This window comes from Streptomyces katrae (assembly GCF_000717655.1).
In the GTDB taxonomy this organism is placed as follows: Bacteria; Actinomycetota; Actinomycetes; order Streptomycetales; family Streptomycetaceae; genus Streptomyces; species Streptomyces katrae_B.
Genome location: NZ_JNZY01000034.1, coordinates 78874 through 90887, shown reverse-complemented (window position 1 = coordinate 90887; position 12014 = coordinate 78874). Strand labels below are relative to the sequence as shown.

General features: G+C 69.9%; 13 protein-coding genes. 8 read left to right on the top strand and 5 right to left on the bottom strand.

The features are described from left to right. Nucleotides 1–113: 113 nt before the first annotated feature. Entirely contained in the window at nt 114–740 is a 627-nt protein-coding gene (locus IF09_RS0130980; RefSeq protein WP_030301379.1) for a TetR/AcrR family transcriptional regulator, read from the bottom strand. 113 nt (nt 741–853) lie between these two features. Here IF09_RS0130980 and IF09_RS0130975 point away from each other — a divergent pair, with 113 nt between their 5' ends. The 3 genes from IF09_RS0130975 to IF09_RS0130965 all read left to right on the top strand — a co-directional run bounded on the left by IF09_RS0130975 (nt 854) and on the right by IF09_RS0130965 (nt 2895). Further along, on the top strand, nt 854–1456 hold the full coding sequence (locus tag IF09_RS0130975) for a dihydrofolate reductase family protein (protein ID WP_030301378.1): 603 nt from the start codon (nt 854–856) through the stop codon (nt 1454–1456). Nucleotides 1457–1521: 65 nt separating this feature from the next. After that, nucleotides 1522–2301 (top strand): VOC family protein, encoded by a 780-nt coding sequence (locus IF09_RS0130970; protein WP_234321209.1) that lies wholly within the window; start codon nt 1522–1524, stop codon nt 2299–2301. A 132-nt stretch (nt 2302–2433) separates the two neighbouring features. After that, a complete protein-coding gene (locus IF09_RS0130965) occupies nt 2434–2895 on the top strand; it encodes a nuclear transport factor 2 family protein (protein ID WP_199920508.1) in 462 nt (153 codons plus the stop codon). 102 nt (nt 2896–2997) lie between these two features. On the opposite strand, the gene IF09_RS46470 is transcribed toward IF09_RS0130965, so the two are convergent. Then, nucleotides 2998–3330 carry a hypothetical protein gene (locus IF09_RS46470; protein WP_199920507.1) on the bottom strand — a complete coding sequence of 111 codons (333 nt, stop codon included), beginning with the start codon at nt 3328–3330 and terminating at the stop codon, nt 2998–3000. A gap of 29 nt (nt 3331–3359) precedes the next feature. After that, nucleotides 3360–4268 carry an acetylglutamate kinase gene (argB, locus tag IF09_RS0130955; RefSeq protein WP_030301371.1) on the bottom strand — a complete coding sequence of 303 codons (909 nt, stop codon included), beginning with the start codon at nt 4266–4268 and terminating at the stop codon, nt 3360–3362. A 428-nt stretch (nt 4269–4696) separates the two neighbouring features. Between argB and IF09_RS0130950 the strand changes: the two genes are divergently transcribed. Continuing rightward, a complete protein-coding gene (locus IF09_RS0130950; protein WP_030301369.1) occupies nt 4697–4918 on the top strand; it encodes an MbtH family protein in 222 nt (73 codons plus the stop codon). Between the two features lie 86 nt (nt 4919–5004). Here IF09_RS0130950 and IF09_RS0130945 read toward each other — a convergent pair whose 3' ends face one another. Then, the gene (locus tag IF09_RS0130945) at nt 5005–6360 is read right to left on the bottom strand and encodes a lysine N(6)-hydroxylase/L-ornithine N(5)-oxygenase family protein (protein ID WP_030301366.1); all 1356 of its coding nucleotides are present in this window, start codon (nt 6358–6360) and stop codon (nt 5005–5007) included. Nucleotides 6361–6676: 316 nt separating this feature from the next. On the opposite strand from IF09_RS0130945, the gene IF09_RS0130940 reads away from it, so the two are divergent. Then, nucleotides 6677–7321: an FMN-binding negative transcriptional regulator gene (locus IF09_RS0130940; protein ID WP_030301364.1), complete on the top strand. Its 645-nt coding sequence runs from the start codon at nt 6677–6679 to the stop codon at nt 7319–7321. A 27-nt stretch (nt 7322–7348) separates the two neighbouring features. Here the strand turns inward: IF09_RS0130940 and IF09_RS40860 are convergent, their stop codons facing one another. Then, nucleotides 7349–8044, bottom strand: coding sequence for an LmbU family transcriptional regulator (locus IF09_RS40860; RefSeq protein ID WP_168724365.1), 696 nt, complete (start codon nt 8042–8044; stop codon nt 7349–7351). Nucleotides 8045–8395: 351 nt separating this feature from the next. Between IF09_RS40860 and IF09_RS0130930 the strand changes: the two genes are divergently transcribed. The 3 genes from IF09_RS0130930 (at nt 8396) to argJ (ending at nt 11972) form a co-directional block, all read left to right on the top strand. Beyond that, nucleotides 8396–9568, top strand: a complete 1173-nt coding sequence (locus IF09_RS0130930; RefSeq protein ID WP_037636438.1) for a serine hydrolase domain-containing protein — start codon at nt 8396–8398, stop codon at nt 9566–9568. A gap of 227 nt (nt 9569–9795) precedes the next feature. Continuing rightward, complete coding sequence (gene argC, locus IF09_RS0130925; RefSeq protein ID WP_030301357.1) at nt 9796–10824, top strand: N-acetyl-gamma-glutamyl-phosphate reductase; 1029 nt, start codon at nt 9796–9798, stop codon at nt 10822–10824. Further along, nucleotides 10821–11972: a bifunctional glutamate N-acetyltransferase/amino-acid acetyltransferase ArgJ gene (gene argJ / locus IF09_RS0130920; protein WP_030301355.1), complete on the top strand. Its 1152-nt coding sequence runs from the start codon at nt 10821–10823 to the stop codon at nt 11970–11972. Before argC ends, argJ begins: the two co-directional genes overlap by 4 nt. The last annotated feature ends 42 nt before the right edge of the window (nt 11973–12014 follow it).

The window sequence follows — 12014 nt, the reverse complement described above, 5'->3', positions numbered from 1 at the left end:
GGATCGGTCATCTCTGCTCGCGCCCTCGGAAGCAGGTGGACATGTAGTCGAATGTCCGGTTTGTCCTGCTTAAAATCCTGCGCCCGTACCTTCACGACGCCGTCCGTCGACTGTCACAGGCGTGTGACAGGGTCCGCCTCCAGTGCGGCGCCGAGCATGGCGCGGAGGTGGTCGGTCTCCGGGAGCAGCGTGGCCTCGATCTGGTCGTCGGTGCGGCCGGCCAGGGTGAGCTCCTGGATGCGCCGGAACAGCAGGCGGTCCGCTGCGGCGATCAGCGCGGCGGCGGCCCGGGGTGCGATGGCCGGGGCGTGGTCCGGGGCTGCGGCGGCCAGGGCCGCGGCGAGGGCTTCCTCCCGCTGGTCGTGCAGTTCGCGCAGCCGGGCGGTGAGGGTGGGGCTGTCGGCGACCATGCGGGCGAAGGCGGGGCCGGTGAAGCCGACGACGGGGCTGTGTTCCAGCAGGGCGGCGCGGAACGTCCGGCCCAGGGCGGTGAGCGGCTCTTCGCCCGGCCCGCGTTCGGCGACGGTCCGGGCCAGGCCCTCGGTGAACGCCTCGTGCCGGTCGAGGGCCAGGTCTTCCTTGCGGGCGAAGTAGTTGGTCACCGTCTTCTTGGCCACGCGTGCCGCGGCGGCGATCTCGGCGATGGTGGTCTGTTCGAAGCCCTGCTCGATGAAGAGCCTGGTCGCGCAGTCGGAGATCCGCTGTCTGGTCTCCTGCTTCTTGGACTCGCGGAGCCCCATCTCGGTACCCATGGAGCAATCTTACATCCAGGGCAAAATTATGCTTGACCGACGGAAGTGGCTCGGCGTAAAGTTACCTCCATCGCAAAATTATCCCGAGTGAACGGAACTGGATGCGCAAGCTCACCTACTTCGTCGGCACCTCCATCGACGGCTACATCGCCGCCCCTGACGGCAGCTTCGACTTCCTCATGGCGCACGTCACCGAGGACTACGTCCCGCACCTGGCCGCCGAGTACCCGGACACCCTCCCGACCGCGGGCCGCGCCGCCCTCGGTGTCGCCGAGGACGTGCCCAACACCCGCTTCGACACCGTGCTCATGGGCCGAGGCACCTATGCCCCGGGCCTGCCCGCCGGCGTCTCCAGCCCGTACGCCCACCTGCGGCAGATCGTGCTCTCCCGCTCGCTCACCACCAGCCCGGACCCGGCCGTCGAGGTGACCGCCGAGGACCCGGTCGCCCTGGTCCGCAAGCTCAAGCAGGAGGACGGGCTCGGGATCTGGCTCTGCGGCGGCGCCGACCTGGCCGGCCAGCTGCTCCCCGAGATCGACGAGCTGATCGTCAAGCAGTACCCGGTCGTGGCCGGCGCCGGCATCCCGCTCTTCCGCGCCGGCTTCTCGCCGCGCACCTTCCGCCTCACGGACAGCCACGTGTTCGAGAGCGGAAACCTCATCCTCACCTACACCAGGGCCGCCGACGAGAGCAGCGCCGGCTGAGCACCCGTGCACATGATGCAGCGCCCGGACCCGACGCGGCCGACCCGGCAGGAGACACCTTGAACGTGACCGCCTCCACCCTGTCCCTCACCGTCGCCGACGTGGCCGCCTCCCGCGACTTCTTCTGCACGCACCTCGGCTATGCGGTCGCCATGGCCGCCGACGGCTTCGCGTCCCTGACCCGTGGCGAGGATGCCGCCGCCGACATCGTGCTGCTGCGCCGCGGCAGCGAAGTGCTCCCGGCCGAACAGCGTGACCGGCAGGCCACCGGCCTGATCTTCGCGCTCACCGTCACCGGCATCGAAGCCGAGGAGCGGCGCCTGCGCGAGGCCGGAGCCCCGGTCACCATGCCGCTGCGCGAAGAACCCTGGGGCGAGCGGCTGTTCCAGCTGACCGACCCGAACGGAATCGTCGTCCAGCTCGTCGAATGGGCCACCCCCGACGAGCCTGCACAGACCGAGGAGTACCCCGCCATGCTCGTGATCACCCCCACCGCCGAGAACGTCACCGAGTCCCCGAACGCCCGCATGACCGGCCTGGCCGCTCCCAGCCGCGGCAGTACGGAACTCAGTACCTGGACCGTCGCGATGGAGGCCGGCCGGAGCGGCCCCGAGCACTCCGTCAGCCGCGAGCAGGTCTGGACGGTGACCGCCGGCGTCCTCGAGGTCACCTGCGGCGGCCGCACCGAGAAGGTCGCCGCCGGCCAGACCCTCGTCCTGCCGCCGGAAGTGCTCCGGCAGGTCCACGCCCCGCAGGCGGCCGAGGCCCACGTCGCGATGCGCGCAGACGGCGTGGTCTGCGTGCCCGGCACCGAGGGCACCCGCGGGCTGCCCTGGGCCCGGTGACAGCCCCGCGCCGGACCGGTCCCTCGAGCACTCCCACCGCCGGCGGGAGTGCTTGAGGAGTTTTTGAAGGATGCTCGATCCGAGCCTCAAAGACTGTCCGTACCGAGTACGGACTCCCTGGAGGCTTGGATCATGACCGTCGAGATGGTGGCCACCGCCGGACGTACGCTCCAGGGCCAGGAGTTCGCCGCCCTGTACGCGGAGGCGCAGCAGTTCTACGCCCTCCAGATGCAGATCCTGGACGCGCACGACACCGGGCTGTGGGCGGGAACGTTCACCGAGGACGCCGTCCTCGAACTGCCCTCCCTGCCCGAGCCGGTGCCGGCCCGCGCCGGGCTCGCCCGCTACGAGCGCACCGGCGCGGCCGCGCAGCGGCGGGCCGGCAGCCCCCTCAGCCACTGGGTCGGCATGCTCGACGTACAGCCCCGGGCGGACGGCTCGCTGCACACCCGCTGCTCGGCCCTGGTGTACGCCACGCCGGACGGAGGCAGCTCCAAGGTCCTGTACGTGTGCGTCATGGAGGACGTCCTGGTCCGCAGCCGCGGCGGGTGGCTCATCGCGCACCGCCGGGTGATCCGTGACGACCTGGCCTGAGCCGCTGCCGTGACACGGCGTCATACGCGTGGAGGGGCCACCGCCGAACCGGCGGTGGCCCCATCCTACGGCGTTAACGCCGTTAACGGTCCCGGCCGGAGCTCAGGACAGGCTGGTGAACGCGGCGAAGACGTCGTCGAGTTCGTGCGTGTGCACGGTGAGCGACTCGGAGGTGATCGCCGCCGCGTCGAGGACCGCGAGCACGGCCCGCAGGGTCTCGATACCGGCGTCGGCGGGGATCCGGAGGGTGAGCGTCTCCGGGTCGCTCCACGCTTCGCCGAGGCCCGGGCCCGATCCGGCGCCGAAGGCGGCGCCGGCCCGTTCGAGCGTGACCGCATCGGCGAACCGCAGGCGGACGAGACCGTCGGGCGGCCCGCTCCGGGGCGGACCTGAGGGGGGCGGGACCACTGTGAGCTCCCCGGGTGTGCGTGTCACGGGCACTGCCCTCGCCTTCGCTCGATCGCTCACCGCAGGATCTCCGCCTCGTCCGGGTCCGGCACGATCACCGTGCCGACCCCCTCGTCGGTGAACATCTGGAGGAGGACCGAGTGCGGGACCCGTCCGTCGATCACCCGGGCCGCGCCCACCCCGCCCCGCACGGCGTTCAGGCAACCGGTCATCTTGGGCACCATGCCGTCGCTCAGCTCCGGCAGGAGCTTCTCCAGCTCGCCGGCCGTGAGCCGCTCGATGACCTCGTCACTGTGCGGCCAGCCCGCGTACAGACCCGCGACGTCCGTCAGCATGACGAGCGCCTCGGCGCGCAGCGCGGTCGCGAGCGCCGCCGCCGCGGTGTCGGCGTTGACGTTGTAGACCAGGCCGTCCTCCGCGCTGCGCGCGAGCGGCGAGACCACGGGGATCCGGCCGTCCGCCAGCAGGCTCTCCAGAGCACCGGTGTCCACGCGGGTGACGTCGCCCACCCTGCCGACGTCCACAGGTTCCCCGTCGATCCACGGCACGTGCCGCACCGCGGTGATGGTGTCCGCGTCCTCGCCGGTCATGCCGACGGCGAGCGGGCCGAAGCGGTTGATCAGCCCGACCAGCTCGCGCTGCACCTGGCCGGCAAGGACCATCCGTACCACGTCCATCGCGGCCGGCGAGGTGACGCGCAGTCCGGCTCTGAACTCGCGTTCCAGGCCCCGCCGTGCGAGCTCGGCATCGATCTGGGGGCCTCCTCCGTGCACCACCACGGGCCGCAGCCCGGCGTAGCGCAGGAAGACGATGTCGCGGGCGAAGGCCGCCGTCAGGTCCTCGTTGACCATGGCGTGTCCGCCCAGCTTGATGACGACCGTACGGCCCTGGTGGCGGGCCAGCCAGGGCAGGGCGTCGCCGATGGACTGGGCCTTGGCCATGGCCGGGTGCATGCTGGCGGTCATACACGACTCCTTCTGTGGAAGACCCCGGCCACGGGGCCGGGCCCCGATGGGCCGGTGGACGTGCGCTCGAGAACGGCACGAAAACACTTGGCTGCGCTGCGGGCTTTTGGGAAGGTGAATACATTTCGGCCCGAGCCCTGTTCGTCCGCAATCATCGCGCGGGGACGCGGGCCAACGGAAGCGGATTCCCGTCGACTCGCTCGAAAGGCGACCGATTCTGCCACACGGATGTGTCCGCTTTCGGGACACGTCCTGTCAACAGGACAGTGGACGGCAGATATCGGGTAATGGGTCCCGCAGACCTCCACGGGGTTCCCGAACGGTGCATGATCTGGCTTGGCGGTCTCGCCAACTCCATCCCACCGATGGATGATGATTCATTTTCTGCTCGAAAATGAATCGTGGACGGCTTGAATTGGAGTGGATTGATGAGCAGCAACCCGTTCGACGACGCCGACGGCCGGTTCTACGTTCTCGTGAACGACGAGCAGCAGCATTCGCTGTGGCCCTCGTTCACCGCGGTTCCCGCCGGCTGGCGCATCGTGTTCGGCGAGGAGAGCCGCGACAAGTGCCTCACGTACGTGGAGGACAAGTGGACCGACCTGCGGCCGCAGAGCCTGCGGGACGCGATGGTCGCCGACGCCGCGTGAGCTGACCGGGCACGGCCCGGAACCGCCGTGGGGTGTGCCCCGGTGCTGCAGTCACAGCACCGGGGCACACCCCACGGTGTGCCGCCTCAGGCGGCCGAGGACGCCTCCGCCACGGGGTGGTTGAGGTCCAGCTCCCGCTCGGTGCGCCGCAGCACGATCGAATCGGCGATCTCGCCGCTGCGTACCGCGATGTTCGACAACAGGGACGACGACATGCCGTGGGTGTGCTCGGTGCCGCCCTGGAGATAGACGCCGCAGGTCAGTCCCGATGCGGTGACCAGGCGGTAGTCGCGCTCCACCCGGTGCCTGCCCGCCGCGTCGCGCTGGAAGTGCTGGTCGAAGTCACCGAGCAGGCGGGCCGGGTCCAGGCCGTCGTAGCCGGTGGCGAACACGATCGCGTCGACCCCCAGCTCCTCCGTCCGGTCGTCGAGCAGCGAGTGCAGGACCACCCGCGCCCCGCTTCCGACGCGTTCGACCTCGGCGACCCGGGTGAGGTTGCGGAAGTGCAGCCGCTGGTCGCCGCCGCGCACCTGCTCCTCGTACGAGCGCTGGTACAGGGCCCGGATGACGTCGGCGTCGACCACCGAGTAGTTGGTGTTGCGGTGGTAGCGCCAGAACGCGTCCCTTGCCCGCTCGGTGCCGAAGTAGTACTCGTCGACCGCGTCGGGGTCGAACACCTGGTTGGCGAACGGGGTGTCATCGGCGACGGAGTAGCCGTACGACGGGATGACCGCGGAGACCTGGGCGTGCGGCAGCGAGTCGTAGAGGAACCGGGTGATCTCGGCCGCGCTCTGGCCGGCGCCGACCACCGCCACGCTCTTGAGGTCGCCCGGGGCCCGGGTGTTGAACTTGCTCAGGAACTCCGAGCTGTGCCACACCCGCTCGTCGGACGTCACGCCCTCCGGCAGGCGCGGCACCAGACCCGTCGAGATGGTCACGTTGCGTGCGGTGACCACGCTGGTGGTTCCGTCGCCGCTGCGCACCTCGATCTCGAGCAGGTTGGGCGTCGACGACCCGGCTTCGGTGACGGGCCGGATCGAAGTGACCTCGGCGCCGTAGGTGACCTTGTCGCGGAGGCCGGCGGCCGCCCACTCCAGGTACTGGTGGAATTCGTGCCGGGTCGGGAAGAAGTCCTGGTTGTTCACGAACTGCACCAGCCGGTTGGAGGCGTGCAGATACGAGACGAAGCTGAACCGGGACATCGGATTCCTGAAGGTCGCGAGGTCCTTGAGGAATGAAATCTGCATGGTCGTCGACGGCAGCAGCATGTTCCGGTGCCAGCCGAACGAGGGCTGTCGCTCGAAGAAATGGGACTTGACCGGATGCTGCGGAGCGCTCGCCCCGTGCTCCTCCAAGGCGATCGCGAGCGACATGTTGGACGGGCCGAACCCGATACCGACCACGTCGTAGATCTCTTGGTTGCGCCTGCCAGTTATGCCCATAGAAATTTCTCCCGCTTGCGTCTGGAAAACTCGGCCGGTGGCCCGAGAGACCGTTCTGCAGTGTTGCTCCCGAGGGTATCTCAAGGCAACTTGAAGACGGCCTGAAGACTGTTTTGAGGGCTTCTCGAGGTGCTCGATAATCCGAAGGCTTTGTCCTGTCGACGGGACGGCGATATGGTCGGCGCGGATTATCAAGATCTCCGCGCGGCGCGGCCGGTGGCCGATGGCCCATGTGTCCTGTGTCCGGAGTAATGCGATCAGTCATGCCCTGAGCCAGGGTCATGCCCTGAGCCAATTGTTGAAAGGGTGTATCCGAATGTTCGTGCCCAGCTCTTACCGCGAACCGGACAGTTCGTGGATGGTGGACCTGATCCGTGGTAATCCATTGGCGCTCGCGGTGGCCAATGGCAGCCCCGAGAACGGTCCGTTCGCCACGCACCTCCCCGTCATCTTCGACCCGGAGACCTCCGGCGACTGGTTCGGCGAGCTGCCGGGGGCCACGCTGCTCGGACACATGAACCGGGCGAACCCGCACTGGTCGGCGCTGGAGACGGGCGGCGTGCTGCTGCTGACGTTCACCGGTCCGCACTCCTACGTGTCGCCCACGGTGTACCAGAAGACGCCGGCGGCCCCGACCTGGAACTTCACCGCGGTGCACGTCCGGGGCGTGGTGGAGAAGATCGACTCGATGGACGAGACGCTGAGTGTGGTGGAGTCAACGGTGCGCGCCTTCGAGGGGCGGTTCGGCAACGGCTGGGACATGACCGAGTCGCTCGGCTACTTCCGCAAGATCGCGCCCGCCGTGGGGGCCTTCCGGTTCACGGTGACCGGGGCCGAGGGCATGTTCAAGCTCAGCCAGGAACAGCCGGCCGAGGTGCGCGACCGCGTGCAGGAGTCGTTCGCGCAGAGCGGGTGCACGTACAAGCGCGAGACCGCCGGCCTCATGAGCCAGCTGTCCTGACGCGCCGAAGGCCTCGGCGCCGGGGACTCAGGCGCTGACGGCCACGGGCCGGGTCTGCTCGGCGAGGTCGTCCAGGGCGCTCGCGGCCGCGCTGTCCAGCGTGGTCATCACCCACTGCTCGAAGTCGACGCCGAGCTGCTCGGCGGCCTTGTGCCACCACTGGACACGGCTGCCGGGAACCTCCAGGCGGCGGCTCGGCTCGGTGGGGGTGCGGGGCAGCTGCCCGCCCTGGCGCTCGGCGCGGATGGCGCCGCGCAACTGCTTGGTGGTCCACTGCCCCTGCTCGGCGCGGTCGAGCCAGCGGTCCTGGTCCTCGACCGGCATGGAGGCCAGCTCGGCGTGGTGCTGGAAGCTCAGGGTGGGCCGGCGCCGGGTGAAGTCGAAGCGCCGTGCGACCCACGCGTAGTTGCGCAGGGTCTGGTACGAGAGGCCGACGGCCTGGATCCCGCGCTGGTACCGGTCGGTGTAGTGGTCCTTGCCGTACCTCAGCCAGTCGCCCAGCCACCAGGAGGACGAGTCGAGGACGCCGGCGAGCTGGCGCCCGGCCCGCTCCCACTCGTCGTAGGCCATCCCGGTCGGCATCTGCAGGCCCACCTTGGTCGTCAGCACCTGGCCCCGGCGCGGCGCGGTGCCCGCAGTGCGCGGCTGTCTTGCCGGGGGTTGCGGGGGAGGGGCTGCCGGGCCGCCATGCGACCCTGCGGTCAGACCGGCCTGACGTGCCATCATGCCTCCATCAGAAGGGTGTACATAACCGGCGAGAAGTTTCCCGGCGCGGGCTGGAGCGGTACCGGAGCGGCGTTCGAACCGCCGCCCGGCTGTCCCGTCGACAGGACGGCGCGACAGCACGTCCGATCCCGACCGGAATTCATTGCCGAACACGGCTCAAATTCCCGCCCGACTCTGCGACTTCGAGCCATTCCTGAGCTTGTTGCAGGCATGCGCGTAAATCGGCCGTCCGAATGTCGAAAAAGAACCAGTGGGCAGGTATTTTCATGCCGTGGTTCGACTTCGCCGACGGACCGCACCAGTACGGCATCAGCGAAATTCAGACGACCTTCAGGACGGGGAATCACGATGACGATACGGAAGAGACCAGGGGCCGGCGTGGTCGGTATCGCGGCACTCGCGATCATGGCCACCGCTTTCACGGGTCCCGCCCAGGCGACGGAGGACACGGCCCCCAAGGCGGCCGGCCACGAGGCGACGCAGCGTGCGATCGACGCGGCCGTCGCGGCCGGCATCCCCGGCATCACGGTCGAAGCGCGGGACGCCAACGGGGTCTGGAAGTCGGCGTCGGGCGTGGGCAACCTGAAGACGGGTGCACTGCGCGGCAAGAACGACCGGTTCCGTGTCGGACACGTCACCGCCACCTTCGTGGCGACGGTCCTCCTCCAGATGGAGGCGGAGAAGAAGCTCAGCCTCGACGACGCCGTGGAGCTCCATCTGCCGGGCGTGGTGACGGGCAACGGCAACGACGGCCGCGCGATCACCGTACGGCAGCTCCTCAACCACACCAGCGGCCTGCCCGACTACTTCGCCGACGCCGACTACGTCTCGACGTACGTCCTGGGCGACGGCTACCTCCAGCACCGCTACGAGACCATGCCGCACAAGAAGCGCGTGGAGGTGGCCCTCTCGCACGCGCCGGCGTTCCAGCCCGGCGCCCGGCACGGGTTCTCCAACACCAACGACATCCTGTCCGCGATGATCGTCGAGAAGGTCGGCGGCAAGCGGTACGAGGACGAGGTGCGCAAGCGCATCATCGAGCCCCTGGGGCTCACGGCGACGTCCAACCCCGGCAACGGCGTCAACCTGCCCCAGCCGAGCGGCCGCGCCTACTCCAAGCTCTTCTTCCAGACGCAGCCGGACAAGATCGACGACGTCACCGAGGTCAACGGGTCGCAGACCTGGGGCAACCTCGACATCATCTCCAGTGCGGCCGATCTGAACCGGTTCTACAGCGCCCTGATGCGCGGGAAGCTGCTGCCGGCGAAGCAGCTGGCGGAGATGAAGACGACCGTCGTCAACCCCGACTTCCCGCTCTCGTCCTACGGCCTCGGCCTCGAGCGGCTGACGCTGGGCTGCGGCACCACCATCTGGTACCGCGACGGAGGCACGGTGGGCTGGCTCTCGCTGGTCGCCACCACCGAGGACGCCGGCCACCAGCTCACGTTCAACTACAACAGTGACTGGCGGCCGGACGACATCCTCGCCATCCTCAACGCCGAGTACTGCACCGCGCCTTAGCGCTTACGCCGAGGCAGGTCACGAGAGCGCCCTCCCCGACCGCGACACCCGGCGACACCGGCACGCCGGCCCGCACCGCGAGCCGTTGGCGTGGTGCGGGCCCGGCAGCTGTGAGCCGTGCCTTCGAGCCGCATTCGATCCCGAGGCTGTCGTATGTACGGCGAATGCGATGGGTGACGGAGCCCGGATCGCGTGCGAAGGACATGTGTGTCACATCGGGAGGGTTCATGACAGTGCGTGCAGCCGTGGCGGGGGCAAGTGGATATGCGGGGGGCGAGCTCCTACGCCTGCTCCTGGCCCACCCTGAAGTGGAGATCGGTGCCCTGACCGGGCATTCCAGCGCGGGACAGCGCCTCGGCGCGCTGCAGCCGCACCTGGCTCCGCTGGCCGATCGGGAGGTCCGGCCCACCACGGCCGACGTCCTCAAGGGACACGACGTGGTGTTCCTCGCCCTTCCGCACGGCCAGTCCGCCGCCGTCGCGGAGCAGCTGGGCGACGACACGCTCGTCATCGACTGCGGCGCTGACTTCCGCCTCGCGGACGCGGCCGACTGGGAGACGTTCTACGGCACGCCGCACGCGGGCACCTGGCCCTACGGCCTGCCCGAACTCCCCGGCGCCCGCGCCGCGCTGGCCGGCACCCGGCGCATCGCGGTGCCGGGCTGCTACCCGACCTCGGTCCTGCTGGCCCTCTTCCCCGCGTACGCGGCGGGACTGGCCGAACCCGAGGCCGTGGTCGTCGCCGCGTCCGGCACGTCCGGCGCCGGCAAGGCGCCCAAGGCGGACCTGCTCGGCAGTGAGGTCATGGGCTCCATGCGGCCGTACGGCGTGGGCGGCGGCCACCGGCACACGCCCGAGATGGTGCAGTACCTCAGTGCCGCGGCGGGTCACCGGGTCGCCGTCTCCTTCACCCCGACCCTGGCCCCCATGCCGCGCGGCATCCTCGCCACCTGCTCCGCCGCGGCGCGGCCCGGCGTCGGCGCCCAGGACGTACGGGCCGCGTACGAGAAGGCGCTGGCCGACGAACCGTTCGTACGGCTGTTGCCCGAGGGGCAGTGGCCCAGCACCGCAGCCGTGTACGGGTCGAACGCCGCACAGATCCAGGTGGCCCTCGACCCGGCCGTCGGCCGGATTATTGCGATCAGCGCCATCGACAACCTCACCAAGGGCACCGCGGGCGGTGCCGTCCAGAGCATGAACGCAGCCTTCGGCCTGCCCGAGGGCCTGGGGCTTTCCACGATCGGAGTCGCACCGTGAGCGTCACCGCAGCACGAGGCTTCACGGCGGCGGGCATCGCCGCAGGAATCAAGCAGAACGGCAACCGGGACCTGGCTCTCGTCGTCAACACCGGGCCGCGCTGCGCCGCGGCCGGCGTCTTCACGTCCAACCGGGTGCAGGCCGCCCCCGTCCAGTGGTCCCGGCAGATCCTCGCGGACGGCAGGATCCGCGCGGTCGTCCTCAACTCCGGCGGCGCCAACGCCTGCACCGGGCCGCAGGGCTTCCAGGACACGTGCGCCACCGCCGAGAAGGCCGCCGAGCGGCTGGGCCTGGACGCGGCGGACGTGGCGGTCTGTTCCACCGGGCTCATCGGCGTGCCGCTGCCCATGGACCGGATCCTGGCCGGCGTCGAGAGCGCCGTCACCCGGCTCTCCGAGTCCGGCGGCGAGGACGCGGCAGTCGCCGTCATGACCACCGACACGGTGCACAAGACGGCCGCCGTCACCCGGGGCGCGTGGACCGTCGGCGGCATGGCCAAGGGTGCGGGAATGCTCGCACCCGGGCTCGCCACCATGCTCGTCGTCCTCACCACGGACGCCGACCTGGACAGCGCAGCCCTGGACCGGGCGCTGCGGGACGCCACCCGTTCCACCTTCGACCGGGTCGACTCCGACGGCTGCATGTCCACCAACGACACCGTGCTGCTTCTGTCCTCGGGGTCTTCCGAAGTCACCCCGGACCACGCCGAGTTCGCCGAGGCCGTCCACACGGTCTGCGCCGACCTGGCCCGGCAGCTCATCGGGGACGCCGAGGGCGCCAGCAAGGAGATCCGCATCGAGGTCGTGGGCGCCGCGAGCGAGGACGACGCCGTCGAGGTGGGCCGCTCCGTCGCCCGCAACAACCTCCTCAAGTGCGCCATCCACGGCGAGGACCCCAACTGGGGCCGCGTCCTGTCCGCCATCGGCACCACCTCCGCCGCCTTCGAGCCCGACCGGCTGGGCGTCGCCATCAACGGCGTGTGGGTCTGCAAGAACGGATCGGTGGGCGAGGACCGCACGCTGGTGGACATGACCGGCCGCGAGGTCGGCATCACGGTGGACCTCGCCGCGGGCGCGGACTCCGCCGTCATCTGGGCCAACGACCTCACCGCCGAGTACGTCCACGAGAACAGCGAGTACGCCTCATGAGCGCTTCCGCGCCTCATGAGGGCTGCCTGTACGCAGTGAACA

What these genes read in the sequence shown, in the direction of transcription:
- IF09_RS0130980 (WP_030301379.1), bottom strand. Translation starts at nt 740, where the DNA reads ATGGGGCTCCGCGAGTCCAAGAAGCAGGAGACCAGACAGCGGATCTCC.
- IF09_RS0130975 (WP_030301378.1), top strand. Translation starts at nt 854, where the DNA reads ATGCGCAAGCTCACCTACTTCGTCGGCACCTCCATCGACGGCTACATC.
- IF09_RS0130965 (WP_199920508.1), top strand. Translation starts at nt 2,434, where the DNA reads ATGACCGTCGAGATGGTGGCCACCGCCGGACGTACGCTCCAGGGCCAG.
- argB (WP_030301371.1), bottom strand. Translation starts at nt 4,268, where the DNA reads ATGACCGCCAGCATGCACCCGGCCATGGCCAAGGCCCAGTCCATCGGC.
- IF09_RS0130950 (WP_030301369.1), top strand. Translation starts at nt 4,697, where the DNA reads ATGAGCAGCAACCCGTTCGACGACGCCGACGGCCGGTTCTACGTTCTC.
- IF09_RS0130945 (WP_030301366.1), bottom strand. Translation starts at nt 6,360, where the DNA reads ATGGGCATAACTGGCAGGCGCAACCAAGAGATCTACGACGTGGTCGGT.
- IF09_RS0130940 (WP_030301364.1), top strand. Translation starts at nt 6,677, where the DNA reads ATGTTCGTGCCCAGCTCTTACCGCGAACCGGACAGTTCGTGGATGGTG.
- IF09_RS40860 (WP_168724365.1), bottom strand. Translation starts at nt 8,044, where the DNA reads ATGGCACGTCAGGCCGGTCTGACCGCAGGGTCGCATGGCGGCCCGGCA.
- IF09_RS0130930 (WP_037636438.1), top strand. Translation starts at nt 8,396, where the DNA reads ATGACGATACGGAAGAGACCAGGGGCCGGCGTGGTCGGTATCGCGGCA.
- argC (WP_030301357.1), top strand. Translation starts at nt 9,796, where the DNA reads ATGACAGTGCGTGCAGCCGTGGCGGGGGCAAGTGGATATGCGGGGGGC.